The organism is Pseudarthrobacter sp. RHLT1-30-1 (assembly GCF_059383415.1).
The window spans coordinates 1-17,851 of the sequence record NZ_JBWZCG010000046.1 but is presented as its reverse complement, the minus strand read 5'-3'; the positions used below and the strand labels follow the sequence as shown (position 1 = coordinate 17,851).

The following is a 17,851-nucleotide window of genomic DNA, read 5'->3' as shown; positions in this document are numbered from 1 at the left end:
CGCTACATCGAGAACTACAACCAGGACGCCAAACCATTCACCTGGACCAAGTCAGCGGAGTACCTCCTGGGCAAGATGAAACGCAAACAAACCATTAACACGGAGCACTAGTCGGCGGTTTCCGGGTCCGGCTGCCAGGCCATGCTCGGGCCAATCGCGTCGATCGCCTGGGACAGCGGAATGCCCGAGCCGTCGCGGCGGCCGTGTTCGCCCGGGAGGGAGCGGGCCACCCCCGCCGCGGACGAGGCCTTCGCCGGGCCGTGGCCGGCCCACGCGAGCAGCAAAGTGTCTTCGCCCTTAAGGAACCGGTGCGCCCGGACCCCGGCAGTGGCGCGGCCCTTCGCCGGGTACTCGGACAGTGCGGTGACCTTGGCGGCACCGGGAGCGGTGCCCGGCAGCGCCCCCTCCATGCCGGCGATGGTCACGACGACGGCGGCGCTGTCGCCCGGGCTGGCGGCGCCGAAGAACATCACCCGGTCCCCGGCAGCCAGTTTGATGCCGGCCATGCCGCCGGCGGTCCGGCCCTGCGGACGGACGGCCGAGGCGGGGAAGCGCAGGAGTTGCGCCTGCTGCGTCACGAAGACGAGGTCGACGTCGTCGGAACCCGCCGGAGCCACGCCGAGCACGGTGTCCTTGTCCTTGAGCGCGATGGCCTCCCAGTCCTCGCGGTTCAGCGGGTAGTCGGGCTGGAGCCGTTTCACCACACCCTGGGCCGTGCCGATCGCAAGCACCTCGTCCAGCGGAGCGAAGGCAACCAGGGATTCGCCCTTGAGCAGGGTAATAAAGTCCTTGGCCGGCACGCCGCCGGCCATGTTCGGTGTGCCGGAGGTCGGCGGCAGCACGGGCATGTCCATGACCTGGAGCCGGAGCATCCGGCCCAGCGAGGTGACGGCGGCAATCTCGCCGCGGGCTGAGGTCTGCACCACCGACCTGAACACGTCATGCCGGGTCCGCGGGCCGGCCTCGGCGAGGTCGTCCTGGTTGGCGGTCCGCGCAATCTGCCCGGAAGCGGTCAGGATCGCCCAGCAGGGGTCATCCGCGATCTCCAGGGCAAGCGGAGCCGCCCTGCCCTTGGCGCCGGGCGCGGCGGCCAGGGCGGAGGCGACCGTGGGGGAGACCGCCTCGGACTCCAGCAGCACGGTCCGGCGCGGGGTGCCGTATTTCTCCGCGATCTCGGCCAGTTCGGCGGACACCAGCGCGCGGAGCCGCTCGCTGGAGCCGAGGATCGCCTCAAGCGCGGCGATCTCGCGGCGCAGCTCGTCCTGCTCCTTCTCGAGTTCGATCCGCGAGAACTTGGTCAGCTGCCGGAGCCGGAGCTCCAGGATGTGGTTGGCCTGGATCTCGGTCAGGTCGTAGATGGACATCAGCCGGGTCCTGGCCGCGGCCACCTCGTCCGAGGAACGGATGATCTGGATCACCTCATCGATGTCCACGATCGCGATCAGGAGGCCCTCGACCAGGTGCAGGCGGTCCTTCTTCTTGCCGAGCCGGAAGGCGGTCCGGCGCCGCACCACGTTGATGCGGTGTTCCACATAGACCGAGAGCAGCGGCAGCAGCCCGAGGGTCTGCGGCTGCCCGTCCACCAGCGTGACGTTGTTGATGCCGAAGGAATCCTCCATCGGCGAGTAGCGGTACAGCTGCTGGAGGACGGCGCTCGGGTTGAAGCCGTTCTTGAGCTCGATCACCAGCCGCAGCCCGTGCTTGCGGTCGGTGAGGTCCACGATGTCGCTGATGCCGGCCAGCTTCTTGCCGTTGACGGCGTCCTTGATCTTCTCGATCACCTTTTCCGGTCCCACCATGTACGGCAGTTCCGTGACCACCAGTCCGGTGCGGCGGGCCGAGAGCTGCTCGACTTCCACTTTGGCCCGGGTCTTGAAGGAGCCGCGGCCGGTGGCGTACGCGTCGCGGATGCCGTCCAGGCCCACGATCCGGCCGCCGGTGGGCAGGTCCGGGCCGGGGACGAACTTCATGATGTCCTCGAGGGTGGCGTCCGGGTGCTCGATCAGATGCCGGGCCGCCGCAATCACTTCCACCAGGTTGTGCGGGGCCATGTTGGTGGCCATCCCGACGGCGATGCCGGTGGCGCCGTTGACCAGGAGGTTCGGGAACGCCGCCGGCAGCACGTCGGGCTGGGTCAGCTGGTTGTCGTAGTTGGGGACGAAGTCGACGACGTCCTCATCCAGGTGGTCGGTCAGGCTCAGCGCCGCGGCCGCGAGGCGGGCTTCGGTGTACCGCGGGGCCGCGGGGCCGTCGTCGAGCGAGCCGAAGTTGCCGTGCCCGTCAATCAGCGGCAGCCGCAGCGAGAAGTCCTGCGCCATCCGCACCATGGCGTCGTAGATCGCGGTGTCACCGTGCGGATGGAGCTTACCCATGACCTCGCCCACCACCCGGGCGCTCTTGACGTGGCCACGATCCGGGCGGAGGCCCATCTCGCTCATCATGTACAGGATCCGCCGCTGCACGGGTTTCAGGCCATCCCGGGCGTCGGGAAGTGCCCGCGAGTAGATCACCGAATAGGCGTACTCGAGGAACGATCCCTCCATCTCGGAGGTGACGTCGATGTCGACGATATTCTCTACGAAATCCTGGCTGGCTTCCCCTGCCGGGGACGGGGTTTGGCGGCGGGCCATGAGGCGGGTGGGTCCTTCTGAGCGGTGCAGAACGTAAGCTGCGTAAGTTTATGACTAGGCTAAGCCTATGGTGGATCAGCCCGTGGACAGCGTATATCCGGAATATTGGGAAGCCGATGTTGTCCTGCGGGACGGTGGGACGGCTCATCTGCGCCCGATCCACGCGTCCGACGCGGACGCGGTCCAGACCTTCCATGTCGGGCAGTCGCAGAAGTCCACCTACATGCGGTTCTTCGCGTTCAAGTCCAAACTCTCCGCCAAGGAACTCAAGCGCTTCACCGAGGTCGACCACAAGGACCGGGTGGCGTTCGTGATCACCATCGGCGGGGAAATCCTGGGCATCGGCCGCTACGACCGGCTCGATGACCCCGAGGAAGCCGAAGTCGCGTTCAATATCGCCGACGCGCACCAGGGCCGCGGTATCGGCTCCATCCTGCTCGAACACCTCGCCGCCGCCGCCCGTGAAAACGGCATCAGCAAATTCAGTGCCGAGGTCCTTCCGGAAAACCGGAAGATGCTGATGGTCTTTTCCGACGCCGGCTACGACGTCAAGCGCCACTTCGACGACGGCATCGTCAGCCTGGAATTCAACATCGACCCCACGGACAAGTCCCGCGCCGTGATGGAGTCCCGGGAACACCGCGCCGAGGCCCGCAGCATCCAGGAACTGCTCGCCCCGACCTCCGTGGCCGTGATCGGGGCCAGCCGCAAATGGGGCACCATTGGCTACCAGCTGCTCGAGCACATCATCGAGGGCGGCTTCACCGGCCCGGTCTACGCGATCAACCCGGAAGCCCTGGAACTCGCCGGGATGATCTCCTTCGCCCGGCTGTCCGAGGTGCCGGGACCGGTCAAGCTCGCAATCATCGCCGTCCCCTACGCCGAGGTCCCCAAGGTCGTGGAGGAATGCGGCGCCGCCGGGGTCAAAGGAATTGTGGTCGCCACCGACGGTTACGCGGACGACGGCGACCGCGGCCTCACCCGGCAGCGCGAACTCGTCCGGCAGGCCCGCGCCAACGGCATGCGCGTCATCGGCCCGGCCTCGCTGGGCATCATGAACACCAACCCTGCCGTGTCCCTGAACGCCTCCGTGGCGCCCGCGCTGGGCCGCAGCGGCGGCCTGGGCCTGTTCAGCCAGTCGGCCGCGATCGGCGTCTCGCTCTACGCGGCCTCCAGCCGGCGCCGGGTCGGGATCTCCACCTTCCTCTCGGCCGGTAACCGCGCCGATGTCTCCGGCAACGACATGATGCAGTTCTGGGAGGACGACGCCGACACCACCGCCGTCGGGCTCTACCTGGAATCGATCGGCAACCCGCGCAAGTTTTCCCGCCTCGCCCGGCGTCTGGCCCGCACCAAGCCGGTCATCGTGGCGAAGTCCGGCGCGATGGGTCTGGGGCTGCCTCCCGGCCACGCCGTGCGCACCACCCAGGCCCCGCCGGAGGCCCTGGACGCGATGATGCGCCAGGCCGGCGTGATCGGCGTCGAGACCATCGAGCAGCTGATGGACGTCGCCCAGATCGTCTCGAGCCAGCCCCTGCCGAAGGGGCCGGCGGTCGCCGTCTTCAGCAACTCCCGGGCCCTCGGCAAGGTCGTCGCGGACAGCGCGGCCGCGCAGGGACTCGGGGTGGAACGGGTCGTCACCAGCGTTGACCTGGACGCCGGAATGTCCGTGGCGCTCCCGGCGCTGCGGCACAGCCTGCAGGAAGTCCTGACCGCGGACACCGTGCACGCCGTCGTCGTCGCCCTGCTGCCGGCGCATGGCCTCACGGTCGAAAAGATTGCCGGGGTGCTGGCCGAGTGCTCGGTCGCGGCCGGCAAGCCCGTCGTGGCGGCGTTCAGCGGCCTGCTGGACCCTTCCATCTACGTCGAAGGCATGGTCGGCGACGACGCAGGGGGGACAGTTGTGCCCTGTTACTCCAACCCCGGCGCGGCCGTGGCCGCGCTGGCTGCCGTGGTCCGCTACGCCCAGTGGCTGAGCCGGGACCAGGGCCTGTTTGTGGAACCCGAGGGCTGTGACCCGGACGGCACCCATGACGAGCTGGAACGCCTGCTGGAGAACGTCGGCGGCGAGCACCTGATCCGGCTGGACCCGGACACCGCAGCGGGGCTGCTGGCCCGCTACGGCATCAGGGTGGTCCCGTCGGTCGGTTTTGACAGCGCCGAAGAAGCCGTCGCGGCCGCGGACCGGCTCGGCTGGCCGGTGGCGCTGAAGACCACCGACCCCGCGCTGCGGCACCGCCTGGACCTCGGCGGGGTGCGCCTGGACATCCAGGACGCCGAGTCGCTGCGGCGCAATGTCCTGGAGATGCGCAGGTCGCTGGAACGCTACGGCTCGCCGTCGCTCGAAGTGCAGTCGATGGCCCCGGTGGGCCAGGCCTGCACGTTCCGCGCCATCGAGGACCCGTTGCTCGGACCGGTGGTTTCCTTCGGCCTGGCGGGTGATGCGGTGAACCTGCTGGACGACTGGGCGCACCGGGTGCCGCCGCTGTCCGGCTCGGACCTGCATGACTTCATCCGGGCCCCGAGGGCCTCGCGGAAACTTTTTGGCTACCAGGGGCTGCCTGCCGTGGACGCCAAGGCGCTGGAGGACCTCGCCGCCCGGCTGACCCGGCTCAAGGACAACCATCCCGAAATCGCGCTCGTGGACTTCAACCCCGTGCTTGCCGGGCCGGAGGGGGCGGCCATCCTCGCGGCCGACGTGCGGATCGCCAACGCGGCCCAGCGCACCGACAGTGCCCGCCGTGCCATGCGCAACTGACCTCCGGTGCCATGCGCCGCTGACGTCCAGGGGGCCGGCGGGGCAGCGGCCGGGCACGCCGCGGCCCGCTGCAGTTAGCTTGTCCCCAGCTGATCTGTGAAAATGGAGACCATGAGCCTTCAGTCTCCGACACCCAAGCCCCAGGCGACCGTCTCCGGACGCCCGGGCGGCGCGCACCATCACGGCCTGCATGACCACAGCGCGCAGGGACACAGCCTGGAAGCGGCCCTCCAGCAGGCCGGTTTTTACCCCCGGCTCGTGGCCGACGTCGTGGCCGACGCCCTCGACGGGCGCGACTGCGTGGCCCACCTGGTGCACCTTGAGACGCATTTCGACCGCGCCGAGGTACGCCGCCACATCACCGTGCTGGTCCTGACCGAAGACATGCTGGTCATCACCCACGTGGATGACCAGCAACTCGACGAGGCAGGGGAGCAGACGGTGGCGCAGGTCTCCACCGAATCCGTCCCGGTCACGCAGATCCGCTCCGTGGTCCTCAGCTACGTGTACGCGCAGCCCCAGGAATACAAGTCCTCGGATCCGGTCCGCGAGCTGACCCTGTCCATCGCCTGGTCCGGCGGCCAGCGGCTCGACATGGGGCCGGCCAGTTGCGGGGACCCGCAGTGCGAGGCCGACCATGGCTACAGCGGCACCATCGCGCAGGAGGACATCGTGATCCGGATCAGCGCCGAAGCCGACGGTCTGCAGGCCGTCCAGGACGCCAAGCTGTTCGCCCGTGCCCTCCGCGCCGTGAACACCGGATCCACTGCCCCGGTGCCGCACACCGGCCCCGGGCTCCCGCCCCGCCCACGGATGGGTGTTTTCGGAAGCCGCGCCAGCCGCGGCCACCAGCGCTGAGATGGTGCCGGTCCGCGTGCCAGAACCCCTCGCCCCGGCCCCGGCCCGGATGCTGCCCGCAGCCCCGGCGTTCGGGGACCGCTCCGTCGCCGAGGTGCTCACAAGCGCCGCGGCCAGTGTGGGCGTGCCGGGATTCGAAAACCGGCTGAACCTGCCCGCGGCGAAACGCGTTTGTGTGGTCCTCGCCGACGGGCTGGGGCGAAACCTGTTGAAGCAGAAGTCGGCGCACACGCCGTTCCTGCGCTCCGTGATGCAGTCCGGCCAGGGGCGCGTGCCGGTATCGCTTGACTCGGCGTTCCCCTCCACCACGGCGGCGTCGCTGGCCAGCTTCGGCACCGGACTCCCGGCCGGCCAGCACGGCATGGTGGGATACGACGTCCTGGACCCCGACCAGGACCGGGTGGTGAACATGCTCGGCGGCTGGGACGCCGGGGTCGACCCGCACCGCTGGCAGCCGTTCCCCACTGTGTTCGAGCGGGCCGCGGAACACGTGGACGTCACCACCGTCAGCCTCCCGCAATTCAGCGACTCCGCCATGACCCGTGCCGCGCTCCGCGGCGGCCGCTACGTCACGGCCACCACCTCGCACGCCAGGACGGCCGCGGCCGCAGAAACGATGGCCGGCGCGGGACGTTCGCTGATGTACTTCTACGTCAACGAACTCGACAAGGCCGGCCACCGCCACGGCTGCCAGTCACCCCAGTGGGAGCACCAGCTTGAGGAACTCGACGCCACGGTGAAACGGCTGAGCGCCACCCTTCCGGCGGGCACCACGATCCTGCTGACGGCCGATCACGGCATGCTCGATGTACCGGAATCCCAACGGATTGATTACTCCGCCGACCCCGCCCTGATTGCCGGCGTCCGCCACACCGCGGGCGAGCCGCGGATGGTCCACCTCTACCTTGAAGAATCCGAAGGTGGCGCCGGCAGCGCGCGGCTGGTCGATGCCTGGCGGGCACGGTTCGGCGACCGGATCTGGGCGTTCACCCGTGGGGAAGCCACCGCCGCGGGCCTGTTCGGCGCGGTCCGGGCCGAGGTCGGCCCGCGCATCGGCGACGTGATGATCGCCGCTCGGGATGCCCTGGCCTTCTATGACACCCGGCGGGTCCGTCCGACGGCGCTTGAGGTCGTGGGCCAGCACGGTTCGCTGACGAAAGCCGAACGCGAAGTCCCGCTGCTGTCGTTCCAGGCCGACGGAAAAAAGGCCCCCCGCGCCTGAATGCGTGAGGGGCCTTGCCGTACGAGTCTTCCGCTAGTCCCCGCGGGCTCCGAAAACAATGTCATCCCAGCTCGGGATGCTGGAGCGCTTCGGCTTGGCCGGCTGGCGCTCCGGCTGCTCCGCGTCACGGTCATTCGGGGCAGCGGCCGGGGACTCCCGCTGCTGGCGCCTGGGGGTTCCGCCGCCGAGGAGCTCGTCCAGCCCCGGGCTGGACGTGGGTCCCTGCTGGCCGGCCGGCCGCAGCTGCGAGGCCACGATGGTGATTTCCCGGGTGTCAGTGCTGACTCCGTCATGCAGTTTCAGCGCGTCGTCAGGTTTGTCCTGTTGACGCGGTGCCAGCGTGAGCCGGGACATGATCGAGGGCCTCCCGTCGCGGCGGCGTTCCCACGGATTGTTGGACGGCCGTGCTTCGGTGTCCGCTGCGGGTGCCTCAGCGGGCTCCGGCTCGGGGGTATCGGACTCAGCGGTTACCTTCCCGGCGGCCTCCTGCCCGCCCGGCGCCTCGGCAGGGACCTCTGAGGGCCGAGGGTGGGCGGCGGGAACGCCGTTGGTCAGGAGCACCGCCAGGGCGTCGTCAGCGTCTTCGTCCACGCCGAGGCGCTGCCCGCGGCGGGAACGCAGCATATCGAGCAGCCCGTCGGATTCCTGTTCCTGCTGCGACTGGAGCTGCTGGACGACCTGAAGCTGGGCGGTCGCGGTTCGGGCAGCGGCGTCGGCGTCGGTTTCAAAATTAAAAGGGCGGTCAGAGACGGCCGTGAGCCGGCGGGCCGGGAGCGGACCGTCGAGGGGCTCAAGTTCGCTGAGCTGCTGCGCCCAGCGGTTGGCGTTCTGCAGTGATTTCCGGGCCGGACTGAACGTCCACATGGCTGGTGGTTCCTCGCCGATGCCGGTGGGCCCGCCTGGCTTCGCCTCGAACCGGGCCACCACGTTCCAGTTGCCGTCCGGGCGCCGCCAGGAGTCCCACTCCACGCTGGAGGCTTCAATCCCGTGGGCGCTCAGACGGTGTGCCACCATCTCGCCCAGCGAAGCGGGCTGGTCGCCGAACACCGAGCGGTAGACATCGTGTCCCGGGGCCGGCGAAGCGACCTCCACCCTGCGCGCCTGCTGTGCGACATACTCGCGCTCGGCGAGAACCGGACCCTCATAGCGCTGGACTTTCGCGAGCGGAATTCCGGAGAGCTCCGCCACCTCTGCCGCCGTCGAACCGCTGCGGATCCGCGCCTGGATATCACGCGGGGACAGGGCAATGGGCGCCGTGCCCGCTCCGGAAGCAGCTTTCGCCGGCGTCCGGCTGGCTGCCGCCCGAAGTGCTTCATCGATTGGCAGCTGGAACATCTCGCCGCCGGCGCCGCTCAACAGGAGATGCTTCCCGTCGTCGTGGACGCCTACAAGCCGTAGATCCTGCATACAAATCCTCCACCCTGGCATTACTAACAATCGAAACTCTGCCACCGATGCGTGCCAATTCGGGTGAGGACGGAGGGCGCGCCGTCATTTTCCGCGAATTTACACCCCATTCCGGCTCATCCCCGGGCCCGGCGCCGGGCACATCCGGTACGCTGCAGCCGACGCCCGGCGGTGCGGACCGCATGACTCTGGTGTTCACCGGACGCTTAAGCAAAGATGACCCGACATCGGGCACAAATACCGCGTGGCCGGCGTTGACATCGGAGAACCTTACCGGGGCCCAGGGCCACCGCCTGCAGGGCAGTCCGGGCAGGCGATCCACCCGAACAAATGCGGAATGCGAGCGACACAAGATGGCGACTGACTACGATGCGCCGCGCAAGACCGAAGAGGATCTCAGCGAGGATTCGATTGAGGCGCTCAAGGCGCGGCGTACGGAAAAACCTTCCGCAGTGGTCGACGAGGACGAATCGGACCTTGCCGAAGGTTACGAACTCCCCGGCGCGGACCTGTCCGGGGAGGAACTGCTGGTCCGGGTGCTGCCGGCCCAGGCCGACGAATTCACCTGTGCCTCCTGCTTCCTCGTCCGGCACCGTTCGCAGATTGCCCGCGAAAAGGACGGCCTGCAATACTGCAAGGACTGCGAAGGCTAGAAGCGGGGGCTAGGAATTCAGGGCGGCGAGCAGCTCGTCCGGCCGCCGGGTGGACGTGAGCCAGTACGGCGTCCGGTCGGAGGGATCGGTGATCTCGATGCGGACCACCGGATCGATCCAGCCGCGGATGCACAGGAAGGCCAGGCCGTTTAGCCGGGTCCCTCGTTCGGCCGTCGCCTCCTGGCCCCGGAACCCCGAGGCTGCACCCACGAACCGCCGTTCGATGGTGGCGCGGCCGACACGGAGCGTGGAGCCCGTGACCGTAATGGCGGGGGTCGAGAGGACCAGCAGCACGGCGATGATCACGAACAGGACAACCGCAGCGGTCAGCCCGGCGAAAATGCTGATGGGGGCGAACACGAGGATCCCGGCGCCCGACAGTCCTGCCGCCACCAGCCAGATCCAGAAATTCGGCGAGAGCTTCTCGCTGTACAAAACGGTGGCGTCGCTGGGGGTGCTGTTGGGGGCAGGCACGGCTGCACTGGATTCGGGCATAACCCCAGCTTTCCACTTTTGCCGGGCTATTTCACCTTGGCGGCAGAACCGGTGGCGGGCCTCCGCGGCCGCCGGCCGCCGCTAGGCCGATCTTCGCCGCTGGCGTTAGAGTGAGGGACTGTGACTGAAGAAACGACTGCAGCAGCCCCCGCCGGAACGGCAGAGCCGCAAGCGGCGCCAGCGGCGGAGCCCGTGGCAGAGTATGGACCCCCCACCCTGACGGTGCAGCTGAAGATGCTCGACGACGGCCTGGAACCGCCGTCGTACGCGCACCCGGGCGACGCCGGAGCGGACCTGCGCGCCCGCGAGGACGTGGTGCTGGAACCGGGGGAGCGCCGGCTGGTTCCCACCGGGGTTTCCATTGCCCTTCCCGATGGATTCGTGGCCTTGATCCACCCCCGCTCCGGACTCGCGACCAAGCACGGGCTGACCGTGGTGAATGCCCCCGGCACCGTCGACGCAGGCTACCGCGGGGAAATTGCGGTAACGCTGCTGAATACCGACCGCCACCAGGCGATTGAACTCAAACGCGGCGATAGAATTGCACAAATGGTTATTCAGCGCGTGGAGCACGCCAGGTTCCTGCCGGTCCAGGAACTCGGCAGCTCGGTTCGCGGCGGCGGAGGCTTCGGATCCACCGGCGGCTTCGGCGCGCCGGGCTGACCGGCGGCGGGCAAGACGCCAGTATTTACGCAGGCCCCCACACGGACGCGGATGCGGCCTCACAGGATCACAACTAAGGAGAAAACCCCATGGTTTTTGGGCGTGGCAGGAAAGCCAAGCAGGAACAGCTGACAGACCCCGGGGAAACCCAGGAGGCCGTGGCTGACGCTGCCGCCGGTGCGTCCGCCGGGACGTCCTCCGCTGCCCCCGTCCGCGGCGCTACGGGCCCCTTCGACGTCTCGGAAATCGAGGACCAGGACGGCTACGTGGACCTCGGCGCGCTCCTGATCGCTCCCGCGGACGGCCTGCAGCTCCGGCTTGAGGTCGAGGAGGCGACGCAGCGCGTCGTCGCAGTGACCATGGACCTGAACGGCTCAAGCCTCCAGCTCCAGGCCTTCGCGGCGCCCCGTTCCGAGGGCCTGTGGGAAGAAATCCGTGAGCAGATCGGCCAGTCGGTGGGCAGCCAGGGCGGCCAGGTCGAGGAAGTCCAGGGAAGTTTCGGCACCGAACTGCTCGCCAAGCTCCCGGCCAGTGGCGCCGACGCCAGCCAGGGCTACCGCGTTGCCCGCTTCATCGGCGTCGACGGTCCGCGCTGGTTCCTCCGCGGCGTGCTCGGGGGCGAGGCCGCTGTGGACCGCGACGCGGCCGCCGGGCTGGAGAGGCTGTTCCGGCAGATCGTTGTGGTCCGCGGTGAGAACCCGATGCCGCCGCGCGATCTGCTGCAGCTCCGTCTGCCGAAGGAAAATGCCGCACCCGCACCGCAGTCCGCCCCGGACCTCGGGCAGCCCGAACGTGGACCGGAGACTACCCAGATTGGTTGATGCCCCCAGCCAGGATCCGGCCTCCTCCGTCTCCGTGCGGGGGCTGCCGGTCCGCGGCCGTGTGGTGTGCCACGGCTACATCGAGGCGGTCACCTACCCGCCGGCCAGCCAGGTCGCGGCCTTCACCGCGGTCGTCGTCGACCATGAGGCGGCGGACAAGTCCCGCGGTAAGGGTCCCGTCCCGGCAGCGTCGGCTACCGCTGCGGCCGCCCCGCCAGGCGGCAGCCGGCGGCAGCGGCCCTCCGTCCCCTCGGACCGGCTCCGGGTGGTCTGGCTGGGACGGCGCCGCATCCCAGGCATCGACGCCGGCACCGAACTCCGGCTCCAGGGCATGGTCACCGTGCGCGACGGCCTGCCGACCATGTTCAATCCCCGCTACGAGATACTCTCCCGCCAGGAGGACCTATGACCCTGCCCGAGAAACCCGAGCCCGCAGCCCAGCCCACGGTGGCGCAGCTCGCCGAAGGCTACGCGGCCAAAGCCGGGCTGCACCGCTCCGGCAACGGCAACATCGACGTGCTCAAAAGCGCCGGCGGCATCCAGGGCATTGCCGAGAGCATTCTCCCGGGCCTGCTCTTCCTGGTCACCTTCACGATCACGCGCGAGCTGCCGCTGGCTTTGGTGGCCGCCCTGGCCGTCGCCGCGGCGTTCACCATCGCCCGGCTTGTCCAGCGCAAGCCGCTGACCCAGGCCCTGGCGGGAATCGCCGGCGTCGGGATCTCCGCCTGGCTGGCCAACACCACCGGCAAGGCCGAGGACTTCTACGTTCCGGGGTTCTTTACCAACGCCGCCTACATCGTGGGGATGGGGATTTCGATTGCGGTCCGCTGGCCCTTCGCGGGGCTGATCTTCGGCTTCATCCGGAACGAAGGACTGGACTGGCGGAAGAACCCGGCACGGGTCAGGGCCTACCAGATTGGCACCTCGGTGATCATCGGCGTCCTGGTCCTGCGGCTCCTGGTCCAGGTTCCGCTGTACTTCATGGGCGAACCGGGCTTCGCGGCCCTGGCCACCACACGCCTGCTGATGGGGGCCCCGCTGTACATTCTTGGCATCTGGGTGGCCTGGCTGCTGACCCGGCCCGCCCCTGCCGCACCGGACGCGGCCTAGCCCCCGCATGGCGCGGTAGCGCAGCCGGGCTAGCCGTCGAAGCCGTCGTCCTCGCCGGCCTGGCCGTGCCCGGCGGAGGTGACCGGGTGCTGCCCGTCGACCGGCTCGTCCTCGTCCTGGGACTCCGGCGAGAGCAGGGCGCGCAGCCCGTCCTCGGCGGCGATGGTGGTCACGAAGAACAGCTCATCCCCGCCGTCGATCACGTCATCACGGCTCGGCGTGATCGGGGCCTGGTCCCGCAGGATCGCTACCAGGGTGGAATCCTCGGGCCACTCGATGTCGCCCACCGTCAGGCCAATCACGTGCGAATCGTGGGGGACAGTAAACTCGACCAGCGATGACACGCCGGTTTGCAGGGTCAGCAGGCGGACCAGGTCGCCGATTTCCACCGCCTCCTCGACGAGGGCGGTCATCAGCTGCGGGGTGTTCACCGCGACGTCGACGCCCCAGGAATCATCGAACATCCAGTCGTTCTTGGGGTTGTTGACCCGGCCCACCGTCCGTCCGACGCCGAACTCGGTCTTGGCCAGCAGCGAGACCACCAGGTTGACCTTGTCGTCGCCGGTGGCGGAGACCACGACGTCGGCGTCTTCCAGTTTCGCGTCCTGCAGCGTGCTCAGTTCGCAGGCGTCGCCGACCAGCCAGTGGGCGCCGCGCAGGCCGCTGCGGCCGATCACCTCGGGCTTCAGGTCGATCAGGAGGATCTCGTGCTTGTGGGCCAGCAGTTCGCGCGCGATCGAGGAACCGACGCTTCCCGCCCCGACAATAACGACTTTCACTTAGGACTCCTTGGCGGGGGACTTGGCGAGAATGTGGGCGACTTCGCTGCTGCGGTCAACCCCGAGCATGGCGTGCACCGTGTCGCCGTCCTGGTACAGCGTGCCGGCCACGGGCAGCATGCCCTCGCCGAACCGGGTCAGGTACGCGACGCGGATGCCGGCGGCTTTTTCGATGGAGGTGACCGGGTGGCCGATCCATTCCGGATCCAGATCCACCTCGGCGAGCACGAGCCGGCCGGACGGATCCCGGAAGTCGCCGGCCAGGTGCTGTTCGGGCAGGATGCGCCGGAGTACCTGGTCCGCGCTCCAGCGCACGGCGGCGACCGTCGGGATGCCGAGGCGCTGGTAGATTTCCGCCCGGCCCGGGTCGTAGATCCTGGCGACAACGTGGGGGACGTGGAACGTTTCGCGCGCGACCCGGGTGGCCAGGATGTTGGAATTGTCACCGCTGGACACGGCGGCGAAGGCGTACGCTTCCGCGACGCCGGCCTGCTTGAGGGTCTCCCGGTCAAAGCCGACGCCGGTGACCTTGCGGCCGGTGAAGCCATTGCGGAGCCGCCGGAAGGCACGGTCGTCCTGGTCGATGATCGCCACGGAATGGCCGGCGTCCTCGAGCGTGTGGGCCAGGGTTGCCCCCACCCGGCCGCAACCCATGATCACGAAGTGCGCCACACGTGCCTCCTCAAGCTTTGATGTCTGCTGCTGGGTAAAACTCTACCGGCCCCCACAGCCCGCGCGGCCAGCCCCGGACGGCCCGCCGGCAGAGCTCCCGGCCGGCGCCCGGACGGCGGGGATCGGCGCCGTCATGACATCGCGTCCGAATCGGACTAGCTTTGTGTGGTGCCGACAATTTTCAATGCCGTGAAGCGGGTGCTGGTAGGCAGGCCGTTCCGGAACGACAGCCTGGCTCACACCCTTCTTCCCAAGCGGATCGCCCTGCCCGTTTTCGCCTCCGACGCGCTGTCCTCCGTGGCGTACGCACCGGACGAAATCCTCCTGACGCTGGCGCTGGCCGGCGTCAGTGCGGTGGCGTTCTCGCCCTGGGTGGGCCTGGCCGTCATGGTGGTGCTGCTGACCGTTGTCGCGTCCTACCGGCAAAACGTCCACGCGTACCCGTCCGGCGGCGGCGACTACGAGATCGCCAACGAAAACCTGGGCAAACATGCCGGGCTCACCGTTGCCTCCGCGCTGCTGGTCGACTACGTGCTGACCGTCGCCGTGTCGATGTCCTCCGCCGCGACCTACCTGACCTCGGCGGTGCCCTCGCTGCACGGCCAGCAGGCGATCATTGCCACGGTCGGCGTCGTGGTCCTGGCACTCGTGAATCTTCGCGGCATCAAGGAGGCAGGCAGTGTCTTCGCGGTGCCCACCTATATTTTTATGGCGTCCATCCTCGGCATGACGGCCGTCGGCGTCTTCCAGGCGGCCACCGGCCAGCTGGGGCAGGCGCCGTCGGCCGCTTTCACGATCATTCCCGCGCCCGGCTTCGACGAAGGACTGGTCGGACTCGCGGGTGCCTTCCTGCTGCTCCGGGCCTTCTCCTCCGGCGCCGCGGCCCTGACCGGCGTGGAAGCGATCAGCAACGGCGTGCCCAACTTCCAGAAGCCCAAGAGCAAAAACGCCGCCACCACGCTGCTGCTGCTCGGGGTCATCGCGGCCTCCATGCTGGCCGGCATCATCTACCTGGCCAACGCCACCATGGTGCACATCGTGCTGGACCCGGCAACCGAATTCCTGCTGGACGGCGAGCCGCTGCCCGAGGGCTACATCCAGAGCCCGGCGATCAGCCAGATCGCCGAGACCATCTTCGGCGCCGGATCCATCCCGTTCTACCTGGTTGTCGCCGCCACCGGCGTGATCCTCGTCTTTGCGTCCAACACGGCCTTCAACGGGTTCCCGGTGCTCGGCTCCATCCTGGCCCAGGACGGTTACCTGCCCCGCCAGCTGCGCACCCGCGGTGACCGGCTCGCGTTCAGCAACGGTGTCCTGGCCCTCGCCGCCGGCGCCCTGGTGCTGGTCATCGCGTTCAACGCCGATGTCACCAAGCTGATCCAGCTCTACATCGTGGGCGTCTTCATCTCCTTCACCCTCAGCCAGCTCGGCATGGTCCGGCACTGGGGCCGGGAGCTGAAACTCGCCAAAGACCCCGCCGTGAAACTGCGGATGCTCAAATCCCGCACCATCAACATGGTCGGTTTCGGCATGACCGCCCTGGTCCTGGTGATCGTCCTGATCACGAAATTCCAGCAGGGCGCCTGGATCGCACTGCTGGCCATGTTCGTGCTGTTCCTGATCATGTGGAGCATCCGGGCGCACTACGACAACGTGGCCAAGGAACTCGCCGTCGACGAGGACTCCTCGCCCCGCGCCCTGCCCTCCCGGGTGCACGCCGTGCTGCTCGTCTCACACGTCCGCAAGCCGGTGCTCCGGGCGCTGGCCTACGCCCGCGCATCCCGGCCCTCCCGGCTGGACGCCATCACGGTCGACATCAGCAACGAGGAGACCGAGCAGACGGTCGCGGACTGGGAGAAGCTGGAAATCCCGGTACCGTTGACAGTGCTGGCCAGTCCGTACCGCGAAACGGTGACGCCCATCATGGAATACATCAAGAACATGCGGCGCGATTCGCCCCGCGACCTGATTGTGGTCTATATCCCCGAGTACGTCGTGGGCAAGTGGTGGGAGCAACTGGTGCACAACCAGACCGCACTGCGCATCAAAACCCGGCTGCACTTCGAGCCGGGCGTCATGGTGGCCAGTGTGCCGTGGCAGCTGAAATCATCCGAAGAAGCCAAGAGACTGCAGGACACCCAATGAGTTCCGACACCCAAACGCAAGCCCATACCGAGTTAATCGTCGACGTCGGGCCGGTCGCCCACGGCGGGCACTGCGTTGCCCGGCATGAGGGACGTGTGGTGTTCGTCCGCCACGGCATCCCCGGCGAGAAGGTCCGGGTCCGCCTCACCGAGTCCGGTGCCGACGCCAAGTTCTGGCGCGGCGACGTCGTGGAAGTCCTGACGGCCTCCCCGGACCGGGTGGAGCACTTCTGGGACCTGGCCGATTCCGCGCGGTCCTGGTCGCACCGCCACCCGCCGGTGGGAGGCGCCGAACTCGGCCACATCACCCTCGGGCGCCAGCGCAGCCTCAAGGCCGAGGTGCTGGCCGAACAGCTGCGCCGCCTGGCCGGCGTCGACTTCCCGCTAACGGTGGAGGGCCCCGCGGACGCGGCGGGGGAGTCCGGAACGGGTCCGGCGGCGGGCCTCGCCTGGCGGACCCGCGCCGGCTTCGCAGTGACCCCGGCCGGAAAGCTCGGCATGCACGCGCACCGCTCCGACGTCGTCCTCCCGGTCCGGGAAATGCCCCTGGCCGTGGACGCCATCAACGCCCTCCGGCTCTGGGACATCGATCTCCAGGGCATCGAACGCATCGAGGTCGCCGCGCCGGCGAACGGCTCCCGCCCGCTCGTGCTGCTGGTCCCCGCCCCCGGAACCCGGGCCAAGCGGCTCAGCGCTGTCCTCGCCGAACTGCCCGAGGATGTCTCCGTCGCCAGCTTCGACCCGGTCAAGGGCGAGGTGCTGCGGCTGCGCGGCCGCACCTACGTGCAGGAGACCGCGTCCGGGCACGACTTCCGTGTCACCGGCGACGGTTTCTGGCAGATCCACCGGGACGCCCCGGACACCCTGGTGGGGGCCGTGACCGGTTTCCTGCGCGACGGCGGATTCCTCGAACCGGGCGCCGTGGTGGCGGACCTCTACGCCGGGGCCGGGCTGTTCACCGCGCCGCTGGCCGATGCCGTCGGGGAGACCGGGTCCGTGCTGTCCGTCGAGGGATCACCCGGCACCAGCCGTGACGCGCGGAAGAACCTGCATGACGCAGCCCAGGTGGAGATCGTGCAGGGCAAGGTGGAACGGGTGCTGCGCGAGAAAGCGCGCAAATTCGACGCCATCCTGCTGGACCCGCCCCGGGCCGGCGCCGGCAAAGCCGTCGTGAACCAGCTGGTCGGGGCCGGCCCCCGGGCCGTCGCCTATGTGTCCTGCGATCCGGCGTCGTTCGCCCGCGACGTGGGCTACTTCCAGCAGTCCGGGTGGGAACTGGCGGGGCTGCGGGCCTTTGACCTCTATCCGCATACTCATCACATGGAGACTGTGGCGCTACTGACTCCCCGGGGCTGAGGCCACTAGGATGGGCGGAGTAGTCCGACGTCGCGCTCCGTAATCACGGCTGACCTCCTGCACCACCCTGTACCGGTCCTTGGATGACAAGGCCCGGTGCTAGTTAGGGTGACCTAACTAGCAAGGGGTCTGCGGCGCGACAAAGATGAAACTGTTGCGAGAGGAGTCCTGCGATGAGCATTGTGGACAGCTTCGGTTCAAAAGGCAAACTTAATGTAGCCGGTACCGAATACGAAATTTTCCGGTTGAACTCCGTTGAAGGTGCAGAAAACCTTCCGTTCAG

At 68.5% G+C, this 17,851-nt stretch carries 15 protein-coding genes; 10 read left to right on the top strand and 5 right to left on the bottom strand.

Annotation, left to right across the window (positions count from 1 at the left end; all coding sequences use genetic code 11):
• Positions 1-107: 107 nt before the first annotated feature.
• The gene (locus tag AC50YM_RS20000; protein WP_494958678.1) at positions 108-2,630 is read right to left on the bottom strand and encodes a DNA gyrase/topoisomerase IV subunit A; all 2,523 of its coding nucleotides are present in this window, start codon (positions 2,628-2,630) and stop codon (positions 108-110) included.
• Positions 2,631-2,697: 67 nt separating this feature from the next.
• On the opposite strand from AC50YM_RS20000, the gene AC50YM_RS19995 reads away from it, so the two are divergent.
• From AC50YM_RS19995 to AC50YM_RS19985, 3 genes are all read left to right on the top strand, one after another.
• A complete protein-coding gene (locus AC50YM_RS19995) occupies positions 2,698-5,388 on the top strand; it encodes a bifunctional acetate--CoA ligase family protein/GNAT family N-acetyltransferase (RefSeq protein WP_494958677.1) in 2,691 nt (896 codons plus the stop codon).
• Positions 5,389-5,499: 111 nt separating this feature from the next.
• Positions 5,500-6,246, top strand: coding sequence for a DUF5998 family protein (locus tag AC50YM_RS19990; protein ID WP_494958676.1), 747 nt, complete (start codon positions 5,500-5,502; stop codon positions 6,244-6,246).
• A 1-nt stretch (position 6,247) separates the two neighbouring features.
• The gene (locus AC50YM_RS19985; protein WP_494958679.1) at positions 6,248-7,468 is read left to right on the top strand and encodes an alkaline phosphatase family protein; all 1,221 of its coding nucleotides are present in this window, start codon (positions 6,248-6,250) and stop codon (positions 7,466-7,468) included.
• Positions 7,469-7,501: 33 nt separating this feature from the next.
• Here AC50YM_RS19985 and sepH read toward each other — a convergent pair whose 3' ends face one another.
• Positions 7,502-8,875, bottom strand: a complete 1,374-nt coding sequence (gene sepH, locus AC50YM_RS19980; RefSeq protein ID WP_494958675.1) for a septation protein SepH — start codon at positions 8,873-8,875, stop codon at positions 7,502-7,504.
• A 353-nt stretch (positions 8,876-9,228) separates the two neighbouring features.
• Between sepH and AC50YM_RS19975 the strand changes: the two genes are divergently transcribed.
• A complete protein-coding gene (locus tag AC50YM_RS19975) occupies positions 9,229-9,528 on the top strand; it encodes a DUF4193 domain-containing protein (protein WP_494958674.1) in 300 nt (99 codons plus the stop codon).
• A gap of 9 nt (positions 9,529-9,537) precedes the next feature.
• Here AC50YM_RS19975 and AC50YM_RS19970 read toward each other — a convergent pair whose 3' ends face one another.
• On the bottom strand, positions 9,538-10,023 hold the full coding sequence (locus tag AC50YM_RS19970; RefSeq protein ID WP_494958673.1) for a DUF3093 domain-containing protein: 486 nt from the start codon (positions 10,021-10,023) through the stop codon (positions 9,538-9,540).
• Between the two features lie 120 nt (positions 10,024-10,143).
• Between AC50YM_RS19970 and dut the strand changes: the two genes are divergently transcribed.
• The 4 genes from dut (at position 10,144) to AC50YM_RS19950 (ending at position 12,617) form a co-directional block, all read left to right on the top strand.
• Positions 10,144-10,686 (top strand): dUTP diphosphatase, encoded by a 543-nt coding sequence (dut, locus tag AC50YM_RS19965; protein ID WP_494958672.1) that lies wholly within the window; start codon positions 10,144-10,146, stop codon positions 10,684-10,686.
• 89 nt (positions 10,687-10,775) lie between these two features.
• Positions 10,776-11,507, top strand: coding sequence for a DUF3710 domain-containing protein (locus AC50YM_RS19960; protein WP_494958671.1), 732 nt, complete (start codon positions 10,776-10,778; stop codon positions 11,505-11,507).
• Positions 11,500-11,916 (top strand): single stranded DNA-binding domain-containing protein, encoded by a 417-nt coding sequence (locus AC50YM_RS19955; RefSeq protein ID WP_494958670.1) that lies wholly within the window; start codon positions 11,500-11,502, stop codon positions 11,914-11,916. Before AC50YM_RS19960 ends, AC50YM_RS19955 begins: the two co-directional genes overlap by 8 nt.
• The gene (locus AC50YM_RS19950; protein WP_494958669.1) at positions 11,913-12,617 is read left to right on the top strand and encodes a DUF3159 domain-containing protein; all 705 of its coding nucleotides are present in this window, start codon (positions 11,913-11,915) and stop codon (positions 12,615-12,617) included. Before AC50YM_RS19955 ends, AC50YM_RS19950 begins: the two co-directional genes overlap by 4 nt.
• Before the next feature lie 29 nt (positions 12,618-12,646).
• Here AC50YM_RS19950 and AC50YM_RS19945 read toward each other — a convergent pair whose 3' ends face one another.
• Both AC50YM_RS19945 and AC50YM_RS19940 read right to left on the bottom strand, forming a co-directional pair.
• On the bottom strand, positions 12,647-13,396 hold the full coding sequence (locus AC50YM_RS19945) for a potassium channel family protein (RefSeq protein ID WP_494958668.1): 750 nt from the start codon (positions 13,394-13,396) through the stop codon (positions 12,647-12,649).
• Entirely contained in the window at positions 13,397-14,068 is a 672-nt protein-coding gene (locus AC50YM_RS19940; RefSeq protein ID WP_494958667.1) for a potassium channel family protein, read from the bottom strand. It lies immediately after the preceding gene.
• A 168-nt stretch (positions 14,069-14,236) separates the two neighbouring features.
• Between AC50YM_RS19940 and AC50YM_RS19935 the strand changes: the two genes are divergently transcribed.
• Both AC50YM_RS19935 and AC50YM_RS19930 read left to right on the top strand, forming a co-directional pair.
• Complete coding sequence (locus AC50YM_RS19935) at positions 14,237-16,213, top strand: APC family permease (RefSeq protein WP_494958666.1); 1,977 nt, start codon at positions 14,237-14,239, stop codon at positions 16,211-16,213.
• Complete coding sequence (locus tag AC50YM_RS19930; protein ID WP_494958665.1) at positions 16,210-17,568, top strand: class I SAM-dependent RNA methyltransferase; 1,359 nt, start codon at positions 16,210-16,212, stop codon at positions 17,566-17,568. Before AC50YM_RS19935 ends, AC50YM_RS19930 begins: the two co-directional genes overlap by 4 nt.
• Positions 17,569-17,851 lie beyond the last annotated feature (283 nt).